Genomic DNA, 24690 nt, shown 5'->3' with positions numbered 1-24690 from the left:
CCCACTTGCCACTGAGCGCCCTAAAATTGACCGCATGGCCCACGACTGGTTGCTCGTGGAGACACTGGGGGGCGAGCCTGCCGTGGTTGCACAGGGGCGGCAGCTCAAGAACCTTGTCCCCATCACGACTTTCCTCCGCCGCAGTCCCCACCTCGCCGCGGTCCGGACCGCAATCGCTGAGTCGATACGCACCGGCCAGAGCCTGACCAGCATCACTCCCAAGCACGACCGCGTGATCCGCACCGAACCGGTGGTGATGTCCGACGGCTGTATCCACGGTGTGCACGTGTGGACCGGCCCTGCCGACATCGATCCGCCCGAGCGGCCCATCGCGGGCCCGCTGAAGTGGGATCTCACCCTTGGGGTGGCCACGGACACGCGGGAGTCGCTGGCCATCAGCGGCAAGAATCCCGAAGTCGAAGTCACCTTTGGCAGAGCGTTTGCCGAAGACCTTCCGTCCCGCGAGCTCAACCCGAACGAGACCAAAATACTCGCGATGGCGGTCAAGGCGGAGCCGGGCCAAACAATCTGCAGCACTTGGGATCTCACCGACTGGCAGGGCAATCCCATCCGGATCGGCTTCGTCGGTCGCAGCGGACTGGAGCCCGGAGCGGACGGCAAGGAGAACCTCGTCGCGCGGGCGATGAACTGGCGTGCCGAACTCAAGGGCCCGCTGGTCTCGACCGATGACCTGGCCCTGCGAATCCTCGACGGGCTGCGGCAGGCCGGCGTGCACCGGGCGCTCGTCGACCTCAACAACTGGACCCTGTTGAAATGGCTCGACGAGCCCTGCACCTTCTACGACTGGCGAGGCTCCGATAAGGACAGGCCGAAGGTACATCCCGACGATGTGCCCCAGATGTCAGCCATGACAAAGGAATTCGGTAAGGGATCGACCAACCGCGTGCTGCGGATGCGTGGCTTCGACGGCAATTGGGTGCCGGTGCACGTGACCGCCAACCGAGTGGAACTCGAGCCGGACACCTTCGTCGGACTGGTCTCACTGCGCTTGCCCACCGACGACGAGCTGGCCGGCGCCGGACTGCCAAAAGCCTCGGACGACAACGCCTGATCACGCCGCGTCGAGGGGCCCGGCCCGCGCGGCGGCCTGGGCCACACCGCCAAACGGCACCGCAACGCGCACGGTGACGACGACGTCGAGATCGTCCACCCGGCAGCCGACATCGTCGACTCGCATCCCGCGGGCTACCGCGCTCGCCCGGGCGCAGGCCGCCTCGGCCCCGGAAGGTAGCCGCGCCGCGGCGGCCAACGCGGCCAGATCGGCGGCCGCCTGCGCACGATGACGTGCCACCACCACCGAGCCGACATATAGGCCGGCGCCCGTGACGCACAGCAGCACGCCGACCATCGCCGCCGCGAGCACAGTCGCCGCTCCGTCGTCATCCCGACGGCTCCGCCGCAGAGACCGCTTTGGCGCTAATATCCAACGCGGGCAGTATCTTTGAGTGCGCGACAACCGTGGCCACCACGAAGTCGCCGTCGCGGCGCAGCTGGACCCGCGATCCGCCCGGGGCGATGCGGCGTGCCGCGTCGACCGCCGAACGTTCGTCACCGCGTGCGGCCAGTCGGGCAGCTTCGCGAGCCGCATCGACACAGCGAACCTGCATCGACACGGCCGTGATACCGGCCAGGCATCCCACCAGCACGACGACCAGCGCGGCGATCGCCAATGCCGCTTCCACCTTGCTCGCACCGGCGCAGCCGGCTAGACCTTGGTGTTGAGTGCACGACCGATGATGTTGGTCAACGCCGACACGATCGAGTCGCCGGTGACGACCGTGTAGAGAATCGCGCCGAAGGCGGCCGCGGCGATGGTGCCGATGGCGTATTCGACCGTGGACATCCCCGACTCGTCGGTGGCAAGGACCGATATCCGCGCCATGAATGCGCGAAACATGTTTATCACCAATACATCCCCTCTGTTGTGCTCTTTGCTCGCCCTTCACAGCAAGCCCGATTGCAGGACATCTCCGGCCAGCCCCGCCACCACCGGGACGATGCCGAGGCAGACAAACGCCGGCAGGAAGCACAGCCCGAGTGGTCCGGCGATCAGCACGCCCGCCCGCTCGGCGGCCGCGGCGGCGGTGTGCGCGGCATCGTGTCGAGCCTGGTCGGCCAGTTCGGCGACGCCGTCGGCCAGCGCGGCACCCGACGAGGCCGAACGCCGCGCCAGTCGCAGCAGCGCATCGGTCTGCACGTCGGCCGATTTCTCGCGCGAGATCGACCACGCGACAGCGGGATCGGCGCCCAGCGCCAGCAGATCGGCCGCCCGCCGCAATACCCGGGCCAGCTTCGGCGGCGCCGAACCGGCGGTCGCCGCGGCCGCGGCCGACACCGCCATGCCCGCCTCCAGGCACACGGCCAGCAGGTCGAAGCTCGACGCGGCGGCCAGCGGGTCGGCCCCGGGCGCGGACTCGTCGGGCAGCCCGGACCGGAGCCGTTGCGCGCGAACCGTTGTGCCGGCGCGCGTGCGCACCACCGATGGGCCGGGTCCGATCAACAACGCTACGGCCAGCAATACCGCCGCGACACTCATGACCCGGCTCTGTCGATGATTCGGTCCGACCACAGCAGTCCGCCGCACGCCAACAGCGTTCCGGCAACCAACAGCCACCCACCCGCGCGCCCACTCAGCAGGAAACTCAGGGGGTGGGCCCCGATCAGTTGGCCCAGCAAGACTCCCAGCATCGGCAGCCCCGCCAATATCGCCGCGGTGGCGCGCGCACCCGCCATGCCCGAGTCAACCCGCGATGAGAATCGTTGATGCTCAACGATATCGCGTTGCGCGGTACGCATCAGGGTGGCGATCGCAAGGCCGTGATCGCTGGCCAGCTGCCAGCAAACGGCCAGTCGATGCCAATGCGTGGGCCGGGCTGATGAACGTGCCGCGGCGCGCAGACCCGCCGTGGCGTCGGCACCCAATCGCGCCCGCGCCGCGACCGCCCGCAACGACATCGCAACCGCGCCAACGGTTTCGTCGGCGGCCACCCCAAACGCCCGCACCGGATGCGAACCCACGCGCAGCTCGCCGACCAACACATCGAGCGCGGCTTCCAATGTCCGGCTCTCCTCGGTCGCACGCCGGAGTTGACGGCGCCGACGGTAGCGCAGGCTCACCGTTGCGGCCACCACCGCGGCGGCCAGCACCGTCGTCGGCGGCAGCACCATCGCGGCCGCGGCAGCGGCGCACGTCGCGAGACAGACCACCCCGCGGGTGCCGATCACGACCCGCCGGTGTGATCGAGCCGGCACGAGTCGTCGCCGCGGTGATGAGGGAATGATCAAGAGCGCCAACGCCATCAGTAACGCAGCAGCCGGTACGCGTTTCATGCCGGCAACCGGCTTCGCAGCAAGCGATGCAGCTCGTCGGCGTCGTCGGTCATCCCCCGCTCGGCGTGCCACACCGGCATTGCCCGGACCCTCCCGTCGACGTCGCGCAACAGCGCGATCTCAGCGAGCCGGCGCCGACCGCTGCGGTCCCGGGCGACGTGCAGCAGCACCTGAACCGCCGCGGCGAGCTGACTGTGCAGCGCGGCCCGGTCCAAACCGCCGAGCGCGCCCAACGCCTCCAGCCGGGCCGGGACCTCACCCGGATTGTTGGCATGTACCGTGCCCGCGCCGCCGTCGTGGCCGGTGTTCAGCGCCGCGAGCAGGTCGACCACTTCCGCGCCCCGGACCTCGCCGACCACGATGCGGTCTGGCCGCATCCGCAGCGCCTGCCGCACGAGTTGACGCACCGGGACCTCGCCCACGCCTTCGACATTGGCGCACCTCGCGACCAGCTTGACCAGATGCGGATGCCGGGGCGCCAATTCCGCGGCATCCTCGACGCACACGATCCGCTCAGTCGGCGATACCGCGCCCAGCATGGCCGCCAGCAAAGTTGTCTTGCCGGCGCCGGTGCCGCCGCATACCAGGAAAGCCAACCGGGCCGCGATGATGTCGGCCACGAGTGCGGCACCCCCGGGCTCGATCGCGCCCGCCGCGGTCAGCGCCGCCAGATCCTGCGTGGCCGGACGCAGGACCCGCAACGACAAACACGTGCCGCCGGCGGCCACGGGCGGCAACACCGCGTGCAACCGGACCGCGAACCCGCCGGCGCCGATACCGGTCAGCTGGCCGTCGACCCAGGGCTGCGCGTCGTCGAGACGACGGCCGGCGGCCAACGCCAACCGCTGGGCCAGCCGCCGCACCGCGGCCTCGTCGGCAAACCGGATGTGGCTGCGTCGCAAACCGTTTCCATCGTCGACCCACACCGCGTCCGGCGCGGTGACCAGGACGTCGGTGACGCCGTTCGCGCACAGCAATGGCTCGAGGATCCCGGCACCGGTCAGTTCGGTCTCTAACAGCCGAAGATTGGCCAGGACCTCGGTATCGCCGAGCATCCCGCCGGATTCGGCCCGGATCGCGGCGGCCACCACGTTGGGCCGCAACGGGGCCGACTCCGTCGCCAGCCGCTCGCGCACCCGCTCGATAAGCGATCCGCTCACGCCGCCCTGGCTTTCGGTCCCGATCCCGCGCGGGGCAGTACCGCCAGCACCCGGCGAGCCGCCGCCGTCAGCGCCGATCGCCGTCCCAGCCGCAGGCCACCGTGTTCTAGCTGCTCGGCCAGTTGCGGCTGAGCTTTCATCGACGCCAGCAGCGGCAGGCCGGTGATGTCGGCGACTTCGGCCGCGCGCAACCCACCCGGCGACGGACCTCGGACCACCAACCCGAGGTTGGGATTGATCGCGGCCAGCACCGGCGTCATCGCCGCCGTCGCCGCGCAGGACCGCACATCACAGGGGCTGAGCACGACGACCAGGTCGGCGGCATCCAGCGCGGCCTGGGTGGCGTCGGTCAGACGACGGGGCAGATCGCAGACGACCGTGACTCCCCCGCGGCGGCCCGCATCGATGACCGCGTCCACCGGCCCCGCGTCCAGCTCGTAGCCGCGCCGCGTGCCGGACAGCAAGCTGATTCCGTGCAGGCGTGGCAGCGCGTCGCGCACGGCCGACCAGTTGAGGCGGCCGCCCTGCAAAGCCAAGTCGGGCCAGCGCAAACCGGGTGTGGCCTCACCGCCGAGCAACAAATCGACGCCGCCGCCCCAGGGATCGAGATCCACCAGCAGTGCATCGGTCGCGGCCCGCGCCAGTGCGGCCGCGAACAACGACGCGCCGGCCCCGCCGCAACCCCCGATCACCGCGACGGCATCGCCGCGCAACCCGTCGTCCCGGATCGATTCGGCGGAGTCGGCGAGCTCGCGGATCAATTCGTGTTCCTGGCCGGGCAGGCTCAGCACGTGTTGGGCGCCGACCGCAATCGCGGCCGCCCAGGTGGCCGTCGCGGGTTCGGCGGCGGTCAGCACAATGAGGTGCGCGCGGCGCGGTAGCGCAGCGCGCCCACAACGATCCGCAGCCACCGCGTCGAGCACCACCGCCGCGGCCGCCGACCACGTTTTCCGACCCACCGCCGAACCACCGGCGTGCACCACTCGAACACCGACCGCGGCGGCCACCCGGTCTAGTTCGTCGCGCAAGATCGGGTCGGTCAGCACCGCCAGTACACCCGTGGAACCCCTGGCTTCGGCGGCGGTGGCGACGGTCACCCCACCACCGTGCGGGCAGCTCAGGATGGGACACCAGTGCCAAACCTGGATTTGTGGAGAGATACGAGAGTGTGCACAAAGGCTTCGGGCCAATGGTTGCCGAGCCTATGGATAACACCGTGCCCGCAACGCGCCGGAGGGCTGCGACGGATGGTCTGAATGCCGGGAAAATTACCCCAGAAAAGGGACGACCCCCGCCAGGGGGGGAGGAGGCGGAGGTCGTCGTGCATCAGCCCCGGGGGGTCGGGCTGATACACCCTCGGCTCAGGCCGAGTAATGCTTACTATACACACGACAGTGGGCGGTGCCGCAAGTAGCTATTTTTTTCAAAGAAACTGTTTGAGCCGCAAAAACACCGTTGGCCTCGTCTGTTACACCCTGCTCAGCCGTGATTTTGCCGGCAACCCCCCGGACGCGCCGACTGACCGACCTATGCTGTGTCGGTGACCGTCTCCGACCCGGACGCGCAGCAGCGAACCTCGGCGCCGACCGCCGCAACGGGCACTCCGCACGCCCGCACCGCGGCCTTCTTCGACCTCGATAAGACGATCATCGCCAAGTCCAGCACCCTGGCGTTCAGCAAACCGTTCTTCAACCAGGGACTGCTCAATCGGCGCGCCGTGCTGAAGTCCAGCTACGCCCAATTCATTTTTCTGCTCTCCGGTGCCGATCATGACCAGATGGACCGAATGCGCACTCACATGACCAACATGTGCACCGGTTGGGACGTCGCTCAGGTCAAGTCGATCGTCAACGAAACCCTGCACGACATCGTGACTCCCCTGGTGTTCGCCGAGGCCGCGGACCTGATCGCCGCGCACAAATTGTGCGGCCGCGACGTCGTCGTGGTGTCCGCATCCGGCGAGGAAATCGTCGCGCCGATCGCCCGCGCGCTGGGTGCCACCCATGCGATGGCGACGCGGATGGTCGTCGAGGACGGCAAGTACACCGGCGATGTCGCCTTCTACTGCTTCGGCGAGGGGAAGGTCCAAGCGATCCGCGAGCTGGCCGCCCGCGAGGGCTATCCGCTGGAACACTGCTACGCCTATTCGGACTCGATCACCGACCTGCCGATGCTCGAGTCGGTCGGGCATCCGAGCGTGGTCAACCCCGACCGCGGGCTGCGCAAGCAAGCGACCGAACGCGGTTGGCCCGTGCTGAGTTTCTCGCGGCCGATCTCGCTGCGAGACCGGATTCCGGCGCCGTCGGGAGCCGCGATGGCCACCACGGCGGCGGTGAGTATCACCGCGCTGGCCGCCGGTGCCGTCACCTATTCGCTGTTGCGCCGCTTCGCGTTCTAACCGCGGGTTCTAGCAAACCCGCCGAGCGTCCGATTTCCTGTGAATTCGCAACGTTCGCAGAATTGGACCTTGCTGTGCTAAGGGTCTAGGAGTACAAAGGAACCACGGAAGCCCGGTAAGGCCAAGGTCGAGCCGGAAGAGAAGGTTCGTTCTCCCAACCCGGGCGCCCAGCACGGTACTCGGCACCCACGCGGAGTCATAGCCGCGATAATGGCAGAAGTGTTGCGGGCCTGCGTAATTGCGAAAAAGCAGAAAGTATGAACAGCCCCTTGGGTGGGGTTGTAACTCGAAGCGTCGCAAGATCGCCGAGGCCACCCACGCACCCCAGAGATGCACGCTTGGTAACCGAGTTCCGTGCTAGCGGGCGGCGGACCGAATATTTCGGAACGCCGCCCGCTCTACATGTCTGAACCCTTTTCGCTCCGCCCCGCTCAACTCTTGCCCGGCAACGACTCGGCGATCGTCAACGCCTCTTGCGCGCCGGCCTGCATTGCCCGGCAACACAGCACCAACCACGCTTCGACGCCGGCCGGTGTTCCCTCGGCGAATCCGCTTGCGGCAGCGCGATAGTCCCCGGGTTTGCGCATCCAGCTCACCTCGGGAACCCCCAGTCCGTGCGGGTCCAGCCCGCTCGCGATCGTCACCAGGCGAGACACCGCCCGCGCGACCACTCCGTCGGCGCTGCCAAATGGCTTGAGCGTCAGCAGTTCTCCATGCGCAACCGCGGCGACCACCGGCGCCGGCACCTGCGTGCGACCGGTGACCAATTCGCCGAGCAGCTCGAGACGCGGCCCGATCTCGGGGGCGGACCGCGGGCGACCCAATTGTTCGTCATCTACCTGGTCGGCCGCCGCCAGCATGTGCAGCCGCGCCAACGCCTGCAACGGCGATCGCCGCCACACCCCGACCAACGCGCCCCCGCCGCCTTCCAGCGCCTGGGCCACCCGCAGCGCTCCGCCGAACACCGGATCGCTCACCCCCGAGCTGTCCGCCAAGTCCTCGAACCGCACCGGGCCGCCGTCGAGCACCGAGGAAGCGCGGGCCGCCCGCAACGCGGCCTCGGCGGCGGTTACCGGCCAGCCGCGCAGATTGGCCCGATGCCGGTGCGCGCGGCCCAACGCGTCGCGGGCCCGGTCACTGGCCTCGGCGACGCCGGGGAGCTCCATCAGCGGAGCCAGCGGGTCTGCCGTCACAGGTTGCCAACCTATCGGGGCGGCATGGACGCCCCGGGAATGGCCTCCAGCAATTGACGGGTGTATTCGTGGCCGGGCCTGGTGAACAGCTCTTCGGTGGCCGCGTGCTCCACGATCCGCCCGGCGCGCATCACCAGCACGTCGTCGGCGATCTGCCGGATCACCGCCAGGTCGTGGCTGATGAATAGGTAGGCCAGGCCCAGTTCGGCCTGCAACGTGGCCAGCAGGTCCAATATCTGCGCCTGCACCAGCACGTCGAGCGCCGACACCGCCTCATCGCACACCAGCACCTCGGGCCGCAGTGCCAACGCCCGCGCGATCGCGACGCGTTGACGCTGACCGCCCGAAAGCTCGCGCGGCAACCTGCCGAGCACCGACGGCGGCAAGGCCACCTGCTCGACGAGCTCACGTACCGCTTTCTCGCGCTGACGGCGGTTGCCGACGCGGTGGATCCGCAACGGCTCCTCGATGGCGCGAAACACCGAGTACATGGGATCAAGACTGCTGTAGGGGTTCTGGAACACCGGCTGCACGCGCCGGCGAAAGGCCATCATCGCGCCCCGGTCCAACGCGTCGGAGATCTCGGTACCGTCGAAAACGACTGTGCCCGAGGTGGGTTGGAGCAAGCCCAACGCCATCCTGGCCACCGTCGATTTGCCCGAACCCGATTCGCCGACAATCGCCAGGGTGCTGGATCTGCGGAGCCGGAACGACACCGCGTCGACGGCGCAGAACTGGGTCCGGCGCCACGGTGCGCCGTGCGACTCGCGGTAGACCTTGGTCAGCTCCGAGGCGACGAGGACGTCGTCGGCCCGGGTGTCCGCCGTCGGCCGCGCCCGTGCCGCACTCCGGGCCGTCAGGGAGGGAGCCGCGGCCACCAGCCGGCGGGTGTACTCGTGTTGGGGATCGCGCAGGATTGACCGCGCGGCACCGGATTCCACCACCACGCCACGGTGTACGACGACCACTCGCTCGGCCCGCTCGGCCGCCAGCGCCAGATCGTGCGTGATCAGCAACAGCGCGGTGCCCAGTTCGTCGGTGAGGTGCTGCAAATGGTCGAGCACCTGCCGTTGCACCGTGACATCCAGCGCGGACGTCGGCTCGTCGGCGATCAGCAGCTGCGGGTGACCCGCCAGCCCGATGGCGATCAGCGCACGCTGGCACATGCCGCCGGACAGTTGGTGCGGGTACTTGCCCACTTGCTTCGCCGGATCCGGCATGCCGGCCTGGGCGAGCAGCTCTACCGCCCGTCGGCGGGCGTCCCGGCCATCGGTGTTGGCCCGCAACGCTTCTGATATCTGAAAGCCGACCTTCCAGACGGGGTTGAGGTTGGTCATCGGGTCTTGGGGCACGTAGCCGATGCGTCGACCCCTGATCGAGCGGAGCAACCGGCGGTCAGCAGCGGTGATGTCCAGCCCGTCAAAAATGATGCGGCCGGCCGTGATTCGCCCGCCGGGCGGCAGCAGCCCGAGAACGGCGGCGGCCGTGGTGGACTTTCCCGATCCCGATTCGCCGACCACGGCGACGGTCTGCCCGCGCATCACGCTCAGATCGACTCCGCTCACCGCGGGAGGGTGATCACCAAACCTGACTTCCAAGCCCTCGACCGACAACAGCGGCGATTCCGCGGGGTTCATGCGCGCTCCGCTCGCGAGGCCGGATCCAGGGCGTCGCGCAAGGCGTCGCCCATCATCATGAAGGCCAGCACCGTAATCGCCAGTGCGCCGGCGGGATAGAACAAGATCGGCGAGCCGGCCCGCAGCCGCGTCTGCGCCAGGTTTATGTCGCCGCCCCACGACACCACCGAGGTCGGCAGTCCGACGCCGAGGTAGGACAGCGTGGCCTCGGTGACGATGAAGGCGCCCTGCGCGATCGTGGACATCGCGATCACCGGGCCGGCGGCGTTGGGCAGTGCGTGCCGCAGCAGGGTTTGAAACCTGCTCAACCCCAATGCTTTAGCCGCGAGCACGTAGTCGCTGGCCCGTACCTCCAGCACCGCACCACGGGCGATCCTGGCCACCTGCGGCCAGCCGAACAAGGCCAGGATGGCGATCACCGTCCACACCGTGCGGTGGTGCAAGACCTGCATGAGCACGATCGCGGCCAGCAGCAGCGGCAGCCCGAAGAAGACGTCGGTGATGCGCGAGACCACCGCGTCGATCCAGCCGCCATAGAAGCCGGCCAGCGCACCCACCGCTCCGCCAACGACAAACACCAGCAGCGTGGCGCCCAACCCGACCGTCACCGACGCCCGCGCCCCATAGACGGTGCGCGCGTAGATGTCGTGGCCCTGCAGATCCGTGCCGAACCAGTGCGCGGCGGACGGATCGAGCAGGCTTTGGCTGGGATCGGCGTAGCTGGGATCGACGTCGGTGAACAGCGCAGGAAACAGTGCGACCAGAAGGATGAGCAGGATCAGCACCGCGGCGACGACGAACTTCGGGCGCCGGTGCAACTTGCGCCAGGTCTCACCCCAAAAACCGGAGTGCTCAGCCATAGCGGATCCTCGGGTCCAGCGCCGCGTAGAGCAGATCGACCAGCAGGTTGGTGATCAGATAGATCAGCACCAAGACCGTCACGATCGAGACCACGGTCGGCGCCTCCTGCCGCGTGACGGCCTGATACAGCACACCGCCGACGCCGTGAATATTGAAGATCCCCTCGGTCACGATGGCTCCGCCCATCAGCGCACCCACATCGGCTCCCAGGAACGTCACCACCGGGATCAGCGAGTTGCGCAGGATGTGCACGGTCACCACGCGCGGCCGCGACAGCCCCTTGGCGGTGGCGGTGCGGACATAGTCGGCGTGGGCATTGGCGGCGACCGCCGAGCGGGTCAACCGCACGATGTACGCGAATGACACTGAGCCCAGAACTATTCCGGGTAGCAGCAAGCGTGCGAACGTCGCCCGTTCGCCGACCGTGACCGGCGCGATACCCAGCTGGACGCCGAACAGGAATTGAGCCAGAAAGCCCAGCACGAAGATCGGGATCGCGATGATGATCAGCCCGGCGATCAGCACCGTCGAATCGAACAGCCCGCCCTGGCGCAGCCCGGAGATCACGCCGAACCCGATGCCCAGCACCGCCTCCACCACCAGCGCGATCAACGCCAGCCGGATCGTGACCGGAAATGCATGTGCCAGAACGGCACTGACCGGCAACCCGGAATAGGCGCGGCCCAGGTCGCCGTGCAGAACGCCGCCGAGGTAGCGCAGATATTGCAGAAGGAAGGGGTCGTCGAGGTGGTAGCGCGCCCGCAGCTGCGCGGCCACCGCCGGGGTCAGCGGCCGGTCCCCGGCGATCGCGGCCAGAGGGTCACCGGGCAACAGGAAGACCATGCCGTAGATCAGCAAGGTGGCGCCCAGGAAGACGGGCAGCATGACGGCGATCCTTCGCGCGATATACCAACCCATGTCTTAGGCCTTGACCATGTTCTCGTAGTCGGGCAGCCCGTTCCACGTGACCCTGACGTTGCTGACTTCCGGCGACCACCCGACCACGGCGATGTAGTACCAGAGCGGCACAGCGGGCATGTCGTGCAACAGGATTCGTTGGGCAACGTTGACCAGAACGTCGGCCTGCTGCAGGCTGGGCGCGGCCTCGGCGGCCGCCAGGCCGGCGTCGAACTCCCGGCTGGAGTATCCGACGTCATTGGATCCCGCGCCGGTCGCGTACAGCGGCGCGACGAACTCGATCATCGACGGATAGTCGCCGATCCAGCCGGCGCGGAAGGCGGTGTCGATGGTGCGGTTGGTGATCTGGGTACGGAACCCCGCGAAGGTGGGGTGCGGCGCGCCGACGACGTCGATGCCGAGCACGTTCTTGATGCTGTTGGCCACCGCGTCCACCCACTCCTGATGGCCGCTGTCGGCGTTGTAGGCGATGGCGTACCGCCCGCTCCACGGCGAGATCGCGTTGGCCTGCGCCCAGAGTTGCCGTGCCCGTTCGGGGTTGAAGTCCAGGGCGTCGTTGCCCGGGATGTTCGGATCGAACCCCGGCAGGGAGCGTGCGGTGAAATCGCGGGCCGGGCTGCGGGTGCCGTTGAAGATCTGCTGACAAATCTGCGGGCGGTTGATGGCCGCCGACAGGGCCAACCGCCGCAGCCGTCCCTCCTCACCACCGAAATGCGGTAGCCGCAACGGCGTGTCGAGCGATTGGCTGACCGCGACCGGTCCGCTGGCGGCGTTGCCGCCCAGGTCGCGCTGATAGATCGTCAACGCGCTGGACGGAATGGTGTCCAGGACATCGAGATTGCCGGACAGCAGGTCGGCATAGGCGGTATCCAGGTTGCCGTAGAACTCGAACCTCAGGCCCTTGTTTCGCGCCTTGCGGTTGCCGTGGTACTCGGGATTGGGTTTCAAGTCGATCTTGACGTTGTGCTCCCAGGCCGGCCCGTCGGGACTGTCGGCCAGCCGATAGGGCCCGTCGCCCACCGGGTTGCGCCCGAACGCCGCCATGTCGCGAAATGCCATGTCCGGCAAGGGGTAGAACGCGTTGTGGCCCAGCCGCAAGGTGAAATCGACGGTCGGCGCCTTGAGCCGCACGGTGAACTCGAGATCGTTGACCACCCGCAAGCCGGACATCGTGGTCGGCTTGCCATCACCCGGCGGACCGGCGACGTCGTCGAATCCGGCGATCGGGCTGAAAAATTCCTGCTGCAGTTGAGCATTGGCGCTCAGGGCGCCATAATTCCACGCGTCGACAAACGAACGCGCCGTCACCGCCGAACCGTCGGTGAACTTCCAGCCCGGTTTGAGAGTGATCCGGTAGTTGACGTTGTCGGTGGTCTCGATCGACTGTGCCACCTCCGGTGCCGGTTTGCCGTCGGCGTCGTAGGACACCAAGCCGGCGAACAGCCGATCCAGGATCCGCCCGCCCAGACTGTCGTTGGTGCCGGTCGGAATCAGCGGGTTGGGCGGTTCGCCGCCATTCACCACGACAAGTTCAGGGCTCAGCGCGCCGCCACCGCAGCCGGCCAGCGACGCGACCGTCAGCATGACGACGCCAGCGAAAGCCGGCCAGGCCGGCCTGCTCCGCATCCACCGCATGACAGCGACCCTAGGGCCTGTGACCGCGCCGGCCACGGAAGGACTGGCTACACAGCTGGAGCGGGCGGGCGGCTAGCGAGGCGCTACTGCTCCAATGCGGTGACGGGATGCACCTGTAATTCGCAGGCGTCGATGGTGGCCGGCACGGTGAGCACGATGATCGTGTTGGGCGGGTTGACCCGCAGCGCGGTGTAGTTCGGGCACGGGTTGCCCTGGCCGTCGACGGCCAACCCCTCCACGATGGCCTGTCCTTGTCCGGCCAATGACAAGGTGACGGTCGGCGGCACGTCGACACTGCTCGGCAAGCCGCCCATGTAACCGCGCGGCGTGGGTTTGGCATGAATGTCCGGCCCGCCGGTACCCGTTTCGATCGCGGGGTAGCCGGTGAGCGTGCAGGGCTCCGCCCCGCCGGCGAGGCTGAACGCCAGGGTCAGCGAGCGGTGGCCCACGGCGCCCTGCGTCGGGGAAGCGGTCACGGCGACTTGCTCCGAGCGGCACGGCTCCGCCTGCTCGCCGACCGGCACCGCCGACGCGTGCGGTCCCAGCACGGCGGCCACCGCGTAATTCGTTGCGGCCGCGGCGAAGCTGAGAAGCAGATAACGGGCACGCCGCCCGCGAAATTCCGGCACAACGCTGATTATGCGGGATGACAACCCGGTTTACCCCTGGATTGAAGCCCACGGGTTCAGCTGGCGGGTCTAGGCTCACAAACGGTTGACGAGCTCGAACCCCGGCCTCGATATAGGAGAGAAGCCAGTGACCGCCACACACACCGAAGGCCCGTCCTCGCATCCGGCCTCGTACCCGCCGCCGGCGCAATTCGCCGAGCAGGCCAACGCCGGTGAGGACCTCTACCGCGAAGCCGAGAAAGACCGGCTGGCGTTCTGGGCCAAGCAGGCCAACCGGCTGTCGTGGGAGACGCCCTTCACCGAGGTGCTGGACTGGTCGAACGCTCCGTTCGCCAAGTGGTTCGCCGACGGGAAGCTCAACGTGGCGTACAACTGCGTCGACCGCCACGTCGAGGCGGGCCTCGGCGATCGGGTCGCCATCCACTGGGAGGGCGAACCCGTCGGCGACAGCCGCAGCCTGACCTATTCCGAGTTGCAGACCGAGGTGTGCAAGGCGGCCAACGCGTTGACCGACCTCGGACTGGTCGCCGGCGACCGGGTCGCGATCTACATGCCGCTGATCCCCGAAGCCGTGGTTGCGATGCTCGCCTGCGCCCGCCTCGGCGTCATGCACAGCGTCGTGTTCGCCGGTTTCACCGCGAAGGCACTAGGCGCCCGGATCGCCGACGCCCAGGCCAAGCTGTTGATCACCACCGACGGGCAGTTCCGCCGCGGCAAGCCCGCGCCGCTGAAGGACGCGGCCGACGAAGCCGTTTCGGATTCGGACAGCCCGGTCGAAAACGTTCTGGTGGTGCGGCGCACCGGAATTGACGTGTCTTGGAATGACGACCGTGATGTGTGGTGGCACGATGTCGTCGACGCCGCGTCCCCCGAGCACACCCCGGAGCCGTTCGACGCCGAGCAGCCGTTGTTCCTGCTGTACACCTCGGGCACCACCGGCAAGCCCAAGGGCATCGTGCACACCAGCGGCGGCTATCTGACTCACGCTTCCTATACGCACTACTACGTCTTCGACATCAAGGCCGACAAGGACGTGTTCTGGTGCACCGCCGACATCGGTTGGGTCACCGGACACACCTACGGTGTCTACGGGCCGCTGTCCAACGGTGTCACCGAGGTGCTCTATGAGGGCACCCCCGACTCACCCACCCAGCACCGGCATTTCGAAATCATCGAAAAGTACGGCGTGACAATCTATTACACCGCACCCACGCTCATCCGTACGTTCATGAAGTGGGGCCGCGAGATTCCGGACGCGCACGACCTGACCAGTCTGCGGCTACTGGGCTCGGTCGGTGAGCCGATCAACCCCGAGGCGTGGCGCTGGTACCGCAAGGTGATCGGCGCCGACAAGCTCCCGATCGTCGACACCTGGTGGCAGACCGAAACGGGCGCCGCGATGATCTCACCGCTGCCCGGAGTCGCTGCGGCTAAACCGGGTTCGGCGATGAGGCCGCTCCCGGGTGTCTCCGCGAAGATCGTCGACGACCACGGCGACGAGCTGGTGCCGGCCGTCCATCAGGGCGAACACGTGACCGGGTACCTGGTGCTGGATCAACCGTGGCCGTCCATGCTGCGCGGCATCTGGGGCGATCCGGATCGCTATGTCGAGACCTACTGGTCCAGGTTCGCCGAGCAGGGCTGGTACTTCGCCGGCGACAGCGCCTATTACGACCGCGACGGCGCGATCTGGGTGGTGGGCCGCATCGACGACGTGATGAACGTGTCGGGGCATCGACTTTCGACCGCCGAGGTGGAGTCGGCGCTGGTAGGCCACGTCGGGGTGGCCGAGGCGGCGGTGGTGGGCATGACCGACGAAACCACCGGCCAGGCGATTTGCGCGTTCGTCGTCCTGTGCGCCGACTTCCAGGTTCATGACGGGATCGTCGACGAGCTGCGCATCCAGGTGGCCACCGAGATCTCACCGATCGCGAAGCCGCGCGAGGTCCACGTGGTGCCCGAGCTGCCGAAGACCCGCAGCGGCAAGATCATGCGCCGGCTGCTGCGCGACGTCGCCGAAAAACGCGACCTCGGCGATACTTCGACGTTGCTCGATCCGGGTGTGTTCGACGCGATCCGAGCGGCGAAGTAACGCGCGGACTCAGGCGGGTATCGGGACGAAGCCCGCGCCGGGCCGGTGTTTGGCGTTGATGTCGGCCAGCACCGCGTTGAACGACATCACCACCGCCGGAGTGTGCAGCGGGATGTACTTGATGACGCAGGTCGGCAGGTTGTCGCTGAACGCGCCGTGGATCATCCCGACCAACAGGTTGTCGACGGTCACCGGCCCGCCCGAGTCACCCGGCCGGCCGCACACCTGCATGACGATGGTCCCCGGATCCTGGCCCGGCCCCCAGGTGACGCCGCACGAATTGCCGGTCGTACGGCCCTGCTTGCAGGCGATCTGACCGAACACCGGTTCCGGACCGATGCCGTTGATGACGAAGCCGCCGTAGTTGGCCACCGGCGCGACCTTGGCCTGATCGAATTTGATCACCGCGTAGTCGAGGGCGTCGTTGCCCGCAACCATCGTTCCCAGCGTGCCTCGGCCTTCGGCGGCCTCGGCGGCGACCTGCGCGCCCGGGCCACCGCAGTGCGCGGAAGTGAAGCCGATCAGCTCACCGGCGGCATCGCCGCCGATGGTCGTCAGGGTGCACATCGTGTCCCCGTTGATGACGATGCCCGCACCGCCACCCATCGGCACCCGGTCGTCCGCGGCCGCGACGTTTGCGGGCAAACCAGGCTGGACGAGGAGCACGGTCACCAGCACCGCCACAATGCACCGATGTGCGGTCTGCAATGCGTAGCTCCCATCAGCGGGCCGGATGTCGGAGAACAGCTGCGCCAGTCTAGATGATCACCCCGGTACCCCTCTTGCTGTGCGAATAGCGGTGAGCGGGCAATCGGCCCGGCCCCCTTTGGTTGCCGGGCGTCGCGGTCTTCGGCTGGCCTCGTCTGGCATCGCAGCACATGGCAACATGAACCGCGACGACAGCGAACGGGCTCGGTGACGATGCGAGCCGTGCAACGGCTCGATGACGAGCCGGGCAATTGAACGGAGAGGACCGTCTGTGAGCAAAGTCGATCGCAAAAATGGGGTGCCGAACACGCTGACCACGATTCCGTTGGCCGACCCGCACGCCAGCCAAGGCGAGCCGTCGATCGGTGACCTGATCAAAGACGCGACGACTCAGGCGTCCACCCTGGTGCGGGCCGAGGTCGAGCTGGCCCGCGCCGAAATCGTCCGCGACATCAAGAAGGGCCTCACCGGCAGCGTCTTCTTCATCGCCGCGCTGGTGGTGCTGTTCTACTCCACCTTCTTTTTCTTCTTCTTCCTCGCCGAGTTGCTCGACAACTGGCTGTGGCGCTGGGTGGCCTTCCTGATCGTGTTCGCGATCATGGTCGTCGTCGGAGCCGTACTGGCGCTGCTGGGCTATTTGAAGGTGCGCCGGATCCGCGGACCGCGCGAGACCATCGAATCGGTCAAGGAGACGCGTACCGCGCTTACCCCCGGCCACGACAAGACCCCCGCCGCGACCAAGCAGCTCAGCGAGGCCCCCGGTAAGCACGCCAAGCCCGAAAACGGCAACCCCAGCGATCCCTCAGGTTGGTAGATGGCAGTACCAGATCCGTCGGTGGTCCGCATCGACGGGCCGTGGCGCCATTTAGACGTGCACGCCAACGGCATTCGCTTCCACGTCGTCGAGGCGCTACCGTCCGGCCCCGGCGCACCCGCGGCCGCGACCGCACGACCGCTGGTAATGCTGCTGCACGGTTTTGGTTCGTTTTGGTGGTCGTGGCGTCACCAGCTGCGCGGGCTGACCGATGCCCGCGTGGTCGCGGTCGACCTGCGCGGCTACGGCGGCAGTGACAAACCGCCCCGCGGCTACGACGGCTGGACGCTCGCCGGCGATACGGCCGGACTCATTCGCGCGCTTGGACATTCGTCGGCGACGCTGGTCGGCCACGCCGACGGCGGGCTGTGCTGCTGGACCACCGCGCTGCTGCACTCGCGGCTGGTGCGCGCCATCGCGCTGATCAGCTCGCCACACCCGGCAGCGTTGCGACGATCAGCGTTGACGCGCCGCGATCAGAGTTCGGCATTACTGCCGACCTTGCTGCGTTATCAGGTGCCGGCGTGGCCCGAGCGCCTGCTGACCCGCGATAACGGCGCCGAGATCGAACGTCTCGTCAAAAGCCGTAGCTCCGCTAAATGGGTTGCCTCCGAGGACTTTTCACAGACCATCGGCTATCTGCGCACGGCGATCCAGATTCCCGGGGCGGCGCACTGCGCACTGGAATACCAGCGCTGGGCGGTGCGCAGCCAGCTGCGCGACGAAGGCAGACGATTCATGAAATCGATGTCGCGGCAGCTGGGGGTGCCGCTGCTACACCTGCGCGGCGACGCCGATCCCTATGTGCTGGCCGACCCGGTCGACCACAGCCAGCGCTATGCGACGCAGGGCCGCTATGTATCCATCACCGGCGCAGGGCATTACAGTCACGAAGAGATGCCCGAGGAAGTCAACAAAAACCTGATGAGGTTTTTCGAGCAGGTGCACTGACGGCGGATCAGCTGACGCAGGTCCCGGTGCCCACCTGTTGGGTGGCACCGATCTTGGCCAGCTGGCCGGCCACCTCGCCGGCGGTCAACACGAACCCGGTATCGGGATCGTCGACGGCCGCGCCGAACACCACACCGAGCACGTGACCGCTGAGGTCGATCAACGGGCCGCCCGAATTACCTTGCTCCACATTGGCTCTGATGGTGTAGACGTCGCGGGTAACCGGCGTCGGATCCCGGTAGATATCGGGGCCGCTGAGTTTGATGGCTTCGCGAATCCTGGCCGGGGTCGCGGTGAAGTTGCCCCCACCCGGGTAGCCCAACACCACCACGTTGGTGCCGGTTTTCGCCTCGGTTTCGCTGAAAGCCAGCGGCGGCGGCGGCAAGTTCGGAATCGCAAGAATCGCAATGTCGACCGACGGGTCGTAGGAAACGACGGTGGCGTCCAACGGATTCCCGCTGGCGTAGATCTGGACGCTGCTGGACCCGGCCACCACGTGTGCGTTCGTCATCACCCGATCGGGAGCGATCACAAATCCCGTGCCCTCCAACACTTTCTGGCAGCTGGGCGCCAGGCTGCGTACCTTCACGACGCTGGGCGCAGCGGCCGTTACCACCGGATTGGTGGCCAGCGCGGGATCCGGTGATTCGACCGGGATCACCGGCGTGCGGCTGAACGGCTCCAGCACCGCGGGCAGCCCCGAGGTATTCAGCAGCGCCGAAAGGCGTTTGGGGACAGTCTTCAACCACGGGGGTGCGAAGTTGTTGACCTCGGCGAGCACCCGCGAACCGCGGACCGCGGCCGCCAGCTCGGGCTGGTCTTTCGACTGGGTCAGCGGCGTCGCCAGCAGCCACGCGGCGGTGAGCACCACGACGAGCTGCACTCCCACCCCGATGACCGAGTCGGCGGTTCGGATTGCGCGGCTGTGGATTGCGCCGCGCACCGCCCGTCCCAGCACCACACCGGCCACTTCACCGACGACGACCAGCGCGAGAATCAGGAACAGCGCGCCGAACAGCTTGGCGCGCGGCGCGGCGATGTGGCTGACGATGTGTGGCGCCAGCAGCACTCCGGCGATCGCGCCCAGCAGCACGCCGACAAACGAAAACAGCGAACCCACCGCGCCCGATCGCCAGCCCGAGATGGCCGCGATGAAGGCGACTGCGAGAACGGCAATATCCAGCCACTGCGATGGGGTCATCGAGTTCATCGCGCGCCGCCCTGCTGGCCGACCAGCACCATCGCGTCGTCGAGCTCACGGACGTTGTTGGTGTCCCATGGCTTTGCCCAACCGGCGACGTCGAGTACGGCAGAAATCACCTGGCCAGTGAATCCCCAAACCAGCATCTGATTCAGCAGAAACGCCGGACCGGCCCAACGATTGCCGAGGTCGCCGCGGTAGACCATCAGCCGATTGTCCGGATTGATGAACGCGCGCACCGGAACCCGCGACACGATCGCCGTTTCGGCTTCGTTGACCACGGCGACCGGTCCGGGGTCCGGCGAGTACGCCAGCACCGGGACGACATGGAACTGCGACGGCGCGATGAATGCCTTTTCCATCGTGATCAGGGGATGCAGCCGGGCGACGTCGATCCCGGTCTCTTCGTGTGCTTCTCGCAGCGCGGTGGCAACCGGCCCGCGATCGCCGGGGTCGGATGCGCCGCCGGGAAAGGCCGCCTGGCCCGCGTGGTGCCGCAGCGACGACGCCCGCACCGTGAGCAACAGGTCGGCGTCGTCGGGCACACCGCCGTCCTCGGGCCCGGACTCGGGACCCGAAAACAGAACCAGCACAGCGGCCTCGCGATCGTCGTGCTCGGACGCTGCCCTGGCCGCGGTCACCATCGCCAACACATCGGGTGGCAAGCGGCGCCGGTAAGCGTCCGGGATCTGACCTACGTTGTCGACCAACGGACGCAACCAGGACGGGCAGACGTCGGGCGTCAGGGGAACCGTCCCCTGTGCGCGGGCGGCACCCCCAGCACTCACCGGCGCCTCCTTGTTGGGTCCACCTGCCCAGCCTGTTTCGGACCGCCGAACTCGGTCATCTGTCGTTTCCTACCGCGGCCGCGATCTCGTCGGCACTCGCGAAATCGCGCAGCAGCGTCTGCGCAACGCTACCGTCCGGTCGCAGCACCACCGTCGCGGGCACCACATTTGCCACCTTGAGTGCGGCGGCAATCAGCCGCCGCCCATCCTGCAAGGTCGGGAGCCGAACCCCCAGTTCCGCCAACCGCAGCAGCGCGGCGGTCTCATTCTCGTCTTGATGCACGGTCACCACCATGACGTCGGATCCGACCCGTCGCTGATATTCGGCCATCGCGGGCAGTTCGGCCGCACACGGCGCACACCAGTACGCCCACAGATTGATGACCACCCGGCGTCCGGCCAGCGCGCGAGCGACGTCGACGGTCGATCCGTCGGCCGCGCATTCGACCAGCACACCACGCAAGGCCGCGGGGCCGGGACCGTTGCCCGGCGCGGGGCAGGGCGGCAGGTTGGCTCGCGCCCGGGGCCCGGCCAGCGCGGCCGGTGTATCGGCGTCGCGGTGCTCGCGAGCGGGCGGCGGCCGGAATGTCGCGGTTGGCGCGGACTCGTCGCGCAGTTGCGCGACGAGCGCGGCGGCCAGCGCGACCACCACCGCCAAGATCGCGATGGTCCAGCGGGTTTTCGGGGTCAACGTCCTGGCCGTGTTACAGCCCGACCAGGGAGAGCAGGTGTTCGGCTTCGGGACCCTGCACCAGGGCCGCGGCCAGCGCCGGTTCGGTGGGGCCGAGCCCGAACGACGGGCAGTCTTTGGCCAGCACGCAGACCCCGCAGGCCGGTTTGCGTGCGTGGCAGACCCGGCGGCCATGGAAGATCACGCGGTGGCTCAGCAGGGTCCATTCCTTGCGTTCCACCAGTTCGCCGACGGCGTGCTCGATCTTGACCGGGTCCGTTTCGGCGGTCCAATGCCATCTGGCCACCAGCCGCTGGAAATGGGTGTCGACGGTGATCCCGGGGATGTCGAAGGCGTTGCCCAGGACGACGTTGGCGGTTTTGCGCCCGACCCCGGGCAGCGTCACCAACTCGTCCATGGTGGACGGCACCTCGCCGTCGAACCGCTCAACCAGCGCCTGCCCCAGGCCGATCAGCGAGCTCGCCTTGTTGCGGAAGAAGCCAGTGGGGCGGATGAGGTTTTCCAGCTCGTCGCGATCGGCTTTCGCATAATCCAATGCCGACTTATATCGCGCGAATAATGCCGGCGTCGTCAGGTTGACCCGTTTGTCGGTGCTCTGCGCCGAAAGAATGGTGGCCACCGTCAGTTCCAGCGGCGATCTGAAATCCAGCTCGCAATGCGCGTCCGGAAACGCTTGTGCCAGTGTGCGATTCATCCGCCGTGCCCGACGCACCAACCCGGCTCGAGTTTCGGAGGCCCAACGCCGGGCAAGTGCGGAACCGGGCTTGGAATCAGGCGTAGCCGCCTTGGTTTTCGAACGCCCAGACGGCCTTGCCACTGTCACCTACGACAGAGTACTGATTTCGTAATCTCACTGAGACCTTGGCCATGTTTACTCTCCTTGTGTCGTGGTTGCTGGTGGCGTGCGTGCCGGGGCTGGTAATGCTCGCTGCGCTCGGCTTGGGGCGGCTCGAAAAGGAGCTCGCGCGCGAGTCGATCACGCGCACGGACGTCGAGCAATTTCTCGAACAGGCGCAGGCCATGGATATGCACACGCTGGCCCGGGAAGGGATGCCCGAGGCGCTGGAATACCTGCATCGTCGCCAGGCCCAGCAACTTGCACTGTCCCCGCCGCCCAGCGGTCGCCATCGCGCCGAATCGCTGCTCGCGACCGCCTTCACCGATCCCCCCGCGCGCGCTGTACCGATGCGAATACACGCCCATTCAGGCGCAAATACGCAATTTGAGGGGACTAGACACGTCAATCGTGTGTAGCGTTGGCACGTTGGCCTACCTCTAGACTCGTCACACGGGCTAGGTAGGTATCCATATCACTTCGTTGGAAAGCTGAAGAGGCAAAGTGGACGAGATCCTGGCAAGGGCAGGAATCTTCCAAGGGGTTGAACCCGGCGCAGTCACCGCACTGACCAAGCAATTACAACCCGTCGACTTCCCGCGTGGACACACCGTTTTCGCGGAAGGGGAACCAGGCGATCGGCTGTACATCATCGTCTCGGGGAAGGTCAAGATCGGTCGCCGATCGCCCGATGGCCGGGAGAATCTGCTGACGATCATGGGCCCGTCGGACATGTTCGGCGAATTGTCGATCTTCGACCCAGGACCCCGGACATCGAGCGCCACCACGATCACCGAGGTGCGCGCGGTATCGATGGACCGCGACGCGTTGCGGGCATGGATCGCCGATCGGCCCGAAATCGCCGAACAGTTGCTGCGGGTCCTCGCCCGACGGCTGCGTCGCACCAACAACAACCTGGCCGACCTCATCTTCACCGACGTGCCCGGCCGGGTGGCCAAGCAGCTGCTCCAGCTCGCCCAGCGTTTCGGCACCCAGGAGGGTGGCGCGATGCGGGTCACCCACGACCTGACCCAAGAGGAGATAGCCCAGTTGGTTGGCGCTTCCCGGGAGACGGTCAACAAGGCGCTCGCCGATTTCGCCCACCGCGGGTGGATCCGGCTGGAGGGTAAGAGCGTGCTGATCTCGGACTCCGAGCGACTGGCCCGCCGAGCGAGGTAAGCCCGCGCATTGCGCGGGCGCAACCGAGCGAGCATCCAACCCCGAGCGAGGTAAGCCCGCGCATTGCGCGGGCGCAACCGAGCGAGCATCCAACCCCGAGCGAGGTAAGCGCCGGGTTCTACTGCGAGACGTTCATTCTCGCTGCAGATAGTCCAGCTGCGCCTGCACGGACCATTCGGCCGCGTCCCACAGCTTCTCGTCGACGTCGACATAGACGTATTCGACGATCTGACGGGCGGTGGCGTCGCCACCGAGGTCCCACAGCGCCGCGCGCACCTGCTCGAGCCGCTCGTGGCGGTGCGTCAGGTAACCGGTCGTGACAGATTCCAGGTCGGCCAGGTCGGGCCCGTGCCCGGGCAACACCGTGCGACGGCCCAGACCGCGCAGCCGCCGCAGCGACTCCAGGTAATCGGCCAGGCTGCCGTCTTCGTTGTCGATGACGGTGGTGCCGCGGCCGAGCACGCTATCCGCGGTCAATACCGCGTCGTCGAGCAGGAACGACAGCGAGTCGGCGGTGTGTCCCGGCGTCGCCATCACCTTGATCTTCAGCCCGGCGGCATCGATGACCTCGCCGTCGACCAGCTCGCCGCCGAGGCCGCGCAGGAATCCGCTGCCGGCCGAGCGTACGGTCGCGCCGGTGAGCTCGACCAATTTGTCGATGCCGTCGGTGTGGTCACCGTGCCGGTGACTGATAAGGACCAACGCGATACGGCCCAACGAAGCGATCCGGGCGATGTGCTCGTTGTCGTCGGGCCCCGGATCCACGATGACCAGCTCGTCGCTGCGTGGACCGCGCAACACCCAGGTGTTGGTGCCTCCCAGGGTCAGCAAGCCGGGGTTGTCGGCCAGCAGGACCGAGGCAGTGTCGGTGACCGCCCGCAAACTGCCGTATGCGGGATGGGACAGCGGCTCTGCGGTCTCGGTCACGGCCGTCAGCCGACCTCCACGATCAACTCGACTTCGACGGGCGCATCCAGCGGCAGCTCGGATACGCCGACCGCCGAACGCGCATGCGCGCCTTGGTCGCCGAACACCTCACCCAGCAGGTCGGAGGCCCCGTTGACGACGCCGGGCTGGCCGTTGAAGCCGGGAGCCGAGGCGACGAATCCGACGACCTTGACCACCCGGGTCACCGCGTCGATACCCACCAGCGAGTTCACCGCCGCCAGCGCGTTGAGCGCGCACAGCCGTGCCATCGCCTTGCCGTCGTCGGGAGTCACGTCGGCACCGACCTTGCCGGTGCCCACCAACTTTCCGTCCACGATCGGCAGCTGGCCCGAGGTATAGATCAGGTTGCCGGTCCGCACCGCGGGAACGTAAGACGCCAGCGGCGCAACCAACTCCGGAAGCACGACACCGAGTTGCCCGAGGCGAGCCGATGCAGTCATGTCCCCGAGACCTCTTACTTAGGGCGCTTCAGGTAGGCCACGTGTTGCTCGCCGGTGGGCCCTTGCAGCACGGACACCAGCTCCCAACCGTCGGCTCCCCACTGGTCGAGGATCTGTTTGGTCGCGTGCGTCAGCAGCGGAACCGTGGCGTATTCCCATGGGGTCGGTTGGCTCATGACGCGAGCTTATCGGTCGTGCGTGAACCACACGGGCCAGCCCGGTAGACCGCGATCCGACGTAGCTACCCGATTTGCGGGGGCC

General features: G+C 67.5%; 28 protein-coding genes. 7 read left to right on the top strand and 21 right to left on the bottom strand.

The window, feature by feature from the left end:
* Positions 1–34 precede the first annotated feature (34 nt).
* A complete protein-coding gene (locus LMQ14_RS02150; RefSeq protein WP_267733219.1) occupies positions 35–1072 on the top strand; it encodes a PAS domain-containing protein in 1038 nt (345 codons plus the stop codon).
* Here the strand turns inward: LMQ14_RS02150 and LMQ14_RS02145 are convergent, their stop codons facing one another.
* From LMQ14_RS02145 to ssd, 7 genes are read right to left on the bottom strand one after another with little or no spacing between them, the layout of a single operon-like run.
* On the bottom strand, positions 1073–1384 hold the full coding sequence (locus LMQ14_RS02145; RefSeq protein ID WP_267733218.1) for an Rv3654c family TadE-like protein: 312 nt from the start codon (positions 1382–1384) through the stop codon (positions 1073–1075). It abuts the gene before it with no gap.
* Between the two features lie 16 nt (positions 1385–1400).
* Positions 1401–1703: a TadE family type IV pilus minor pilin gene (locus LMQ14_RS02140; protein WP_267733217.1), complete on the bottom strand. Its 303-nt coding sequence runs from the start codon at positions 1701–1703 to the stop codon at positions 1401–1403.
* A 23-nt stretch (positions 1704–1726) separates the two neighbouring features.
* Positions 1727–1918: a DUF4244 domain-containing protein gene (locus tag LMQ14_RS02135; protein ID WP_267733216.1), complete on the bottom strand. Its 192-nt coding sequence runs from the start codon at positions 1916–1918 to the stop codon at positions 1727–1729.
* A gap of 45 nt (positions 1919–1963) precedes the next feature.
* Positions 1964–2557, bottom strand: a complete 594-nt coding sequence (locus tag LMQ14_RS02130) for a type II secretion system F family protein (RefSeq protein ID WP_267733215.1) — start codon at positions 2555–2557, stop codon at positions 1964–1966.
* A complete protein-coding gene (locus LMQ14_RS02125; protein ID WP_267733214.1) occupies positions 2554–3351 on the bottom strand; it encodes a type II secretion system F family protein in 798 nt (265 codons plus the stop codon). Before LMQ14_RS02125 ends, LMQ14_RS02130 begins: the two co-directional genes overlap by 4 nt.
* Positions 3348–4511 carry a TadA family conjugal transfer-associated ATPase gene (locus tag LMQ14_RS02120; RefSeq protein WP_267733213.1) on the bottom strand — a complete coding sequence of 388 codons (1164 nt, stop codon included), beginning with the start codon at positions 4509–4511 and terminating at the stop codon, positions 3348–3350. The genes LMQ14_RS02125 and LMQ14_RS02120 overlap by 4 nt, the downstream gene beginning before the upstream one ends.
* The gene (gene ssd, locus LMQ14_RS02115; protein ID WP_267735310.1) at positions 4508–5557 is read right to left on the bottom strand and encodes a septum site-determining protein Ssd; all 1050 of its coding nucleotides are present in this window, start codon (positions 5555–5557) and stop codon (positions 4508–4510) included. Before ssd ends, LMQ14_RS02120 begins: the two co-directional genes overlap by 4 nt.
* A 494-nt stretch (positions 5558–6051) precedes the next feature.
* Here ssd and LMQ14_RS02110 point away from each other — a divergent pair, with 494 nt between their 5' ends.
* The gene (locus tag LMQ14_RS02110) at positions 6052–6909 is read left to right on the top strand and encodes an HAD-IB family hydrolase (RefSeq protein WP_267733212.1); all 858 of its coding nucleotides are present in this window, start codon (positions 6052–6054) and stop codon (positions 6907–6909) included.
* A gap of 431 nt (positions 6910–7340) precedes the next feature.
* Here LMQ14_RS02110 and LMQ14_RS02105 read toward each other — a convergent pair whose 3' ends face one another.
* The 6 genes from LMQ14_RS02105 to LMQ14_RS02080 form a co-directional block, all read right to left on the bottom strand.
* Entirely contained in the window at positions 7341–8102 is a 762-nt protein-coding gene (locus LMQ14_RS02105; protein WP_267733211.1) for an oxidoreductase, read from the bottom strand.
* A gap of 11 nt (positions 8103–8113) precedes the next feature.
* Positions 8114–9739, bottom strand: coding sequence for a dipeptide ABC transporter ATP-binding protein (locus LMQ14_RS02100; RefSeq protein WP_267733210.1), 1626 nt, complete (start codon positions 9737–9739; stop codon positions 8114–8116).
* Positions 9736–10599: an ABC transporter permease gene (locus LMQ14_RS02095; protein ID WP_267733209.1), complete on the bottom strand. Its 864-nt coding sequence runs from the start codon at positions 10597–10599 to the stop codon at positions 9736–9738. The genes LMQ14_RS02100 and LMQ14_RS02095 overlap by 4 nt, the downstream gene beginning before the upstream one ends.
* Entirely contained in the window at positions 10592–11518 is a 927-nt protein-coding gene (locus LMQ14_RS02090) for an ABC transporter permease (protein WP_267733208.1), read from the bottom strand. Before LMQ14_RS02090 ends, LMQ14_RS02095 begins: the two co-directional genes overlap by 8 nt.
* A gap of 3 nt (positions 11519–11521) precedes the next feature.
* Complete coding sequence (locus LMQ14_RS02085; RefSeq protein ID WP_420714650.1) at positions 11522–13144, bottom strand: peptide ABC transporter substrate-binding protein; 1623 nt, start codon at positions 13142–13144, stop codon at positions 11522–11524.
* Between the two features lie 92 nt (positions 13145–13236).
* A complete protein-coding gene (locus tag LMQ14_RS02080; RefSeq protein WP_420714649.1) occupies positions 13237–13710 on the bottom strand; it encodes a DUF4232 domain-containing protein in 474 nt (157 codons plus the stop codon).
* Positions 13711–13909: 199 nt separating this feature from the next.
* On the opposite strand from LMQ14_RS02080, the gene acs reads away from it, so the two are divergent.
* Positions 13910–15874, top strand: coding sequence for an acetate--CoA ligase (acs, locus tag LMQ14_RS02075; protein ID WP_267733206.1), 1965 nt, complete (start codon positions 13910–13912; stop codon positions 15872–15874).
* A 9-nt stretch (positions 15875–15883) separates the two neighbouring features.
* On the opposite strand, the gene LMQ14_RS02070 is transcribed toward acs, so the two are convergent.
* The gene (locus LMQ14_RS02070; RefSeq protein ID WP_420714594.1) at positions 15884–16582 is read right to left on the bottom strand and encodes a serine protease; all 699 of its coding nucleotides are present in this window, start codon (positions 16580–16582) and stop codon (positions 15884–15886) included.
* 271 nt (positions 16583–16853) lie between these two features.
* Here LMQ14_RS02070 and LMQ14_RS02065 point away from each other — a divergent pair, with 271 nt between their 5' ends.
* Positions 16854–17396 (top strand): phage holin family protein, encoded by a 543-nt coding sequence (locus LMQ14_RS02065; protein WP_267733205.1) that lies wholly within the window; start codon positions 16854–16856, stop codon positions 17394–17396.
* The gene (locus LMQ14_RS02060) at positions 17397–18347 is read left to right on the top strand and encodes an alpha/beta fold hydrolase (protein ID WP_267733204.1); all 951 of its coding nucleotides are present in this window, start codon (positions 17397–17399) and stop codon (positions 18345–18347) included. It begins immediately after the preceding gene.
* Between the two features lie 7 nt (positions 18348–18354).
* Here LMQ14_RS02060 and marP read toward each other — a convergent pair whose 3' ends face one another.
* From marP to nth, 4 genes are read right to left on the bottom strand one after another with little or no spacing between them, the layout of a single operon-like run.
* Positions 18355–19548, bottom strand: a complete 1194-nt coding sequence (gene marP, locus LMQ14_RS02055; RefSeq protein ID WP_267735307.1) for an acid resistance serine protease MarP — start codon at positions 19546–19548, stop codon at positions 18355–18357.
* A gap of 5 nt (positions 19549–19553) precedes the next feature.
* A complete protein-coding gene (locus LMQ14_RS02050; RefSeq protein WP_267733203.1) occupies positions 19554–20336 on the bottom strand; it encodes an NUDIX hydrolase in 783 nt (260 codons plus the stop codon).
* 55 nt (positions 20337–20391) lie between these two features.
* Positions 20392–21027: a TlpA family protein disulfide reductase gene (locus tag LMQ14_RS02045; protein WP_267733202.1), complete on the bottom strand. Its 636-nt coding sequence runs from the start codon at positions 21025–21027 to the stop codon at positions 20392–20394.
* Positions 21028–21040: 13 nt separating this feature from the next.
* On the bottom strand, positions 21041–21721 hold the full coding sequence (gene nth / locus LMQ14_RS02040; RefSeq protein ID WP_267733201.1) for an endonuclease III: 681 nt from the start codon (positions 21719–21721) through the stop codon (positions 21041–21043).
* A gap of 173 nt (positions 21722–21894) precedes the next feature.
* On the opposite strand from nth, the gene LMQ14_RS02035 reads away from it, so the two are divergent.
* Both LMQ14_RS02035 and crp read left to right on the top strand, forming a co-directional pair.
* Entirely contained in the window at positions 21895–22281 is a 387-nt protein-coding gene (locus LMQ14_RS02035) for a hypothetical protein (protein ID WP_267733200.1), read from the top strand.
* An 85-nt stretch (positions 22282–22366) separates the two neighbouring features.
* On the top strand, positions 22367–23041 hold the full coding sequence (gene crp / locus LMQ14_RS02030; RefSeq protein WP_036465140.1) for a cAMP-activated global transcriptional regulator CRP: 675 nt from the start codon (positions 22367–22369) through the stop codon (positions 23039–23041).
* A 132-nt stretch (positions 23042–23173) separates the two neighbouring features.
* Here the strand turns inward: crp and LMQ14_RS02025 are convergent, their stop codons facing one another.
* The 3 genes from LMQ14_RS02025 to LMQ14_RS02015 are packed head-to-tail and all read right to left on the bottom strand — an operon-like array spanning position 23174 to position 24605.
* Positions 23174–23968, bottom strand: a complete 795-nt coding sequence (locus tag LMQ14_RS02025; protein WP_267733199.1) for an MBL fold metallo-hydrolase — start codon at positions 23966–23968, stop codon at positions 23174–23176.
* Between the two features lie 5 nt (positions 23969–23973).
* A complete protein-coding gene (locus LMQ14_RS02020; RefSeq protein WP_267733198.1) occupies positions 23974–24429 on the bottom strand; it encodes a RidA family protein in 456 nt (151 codons plus the stop codon).
* 14 nt (positions 24430–24443) lie between these two features.
* Positions 24444–24605, bottom strand: coding sequence for a DUF4177 domain-containing protein (locus tag LMQ14_RS02015; RefSeq protein ID WP_267733197.1), 162 nt, complete (start codon positions 24603–24605; stop codon positions 24444–24446).
* Positions 24606–24690: the final 85 nt, after the last annotated feature.

The organism is Mycobacterium sp. Aquia_213 (genome assembly GCF_026625985.1).
In the GTDB taxonomy this organism is placed as follows: Bacteria; Actinomycetota; Actinomycetes; order Mycobacteriales; family Mycobacteriaceae; genus Mycobacterium.
Note: the sequence above shows the minus strand (reverse complement) of the source record. Positions and strands in the feature narration are given on the sequence as shown.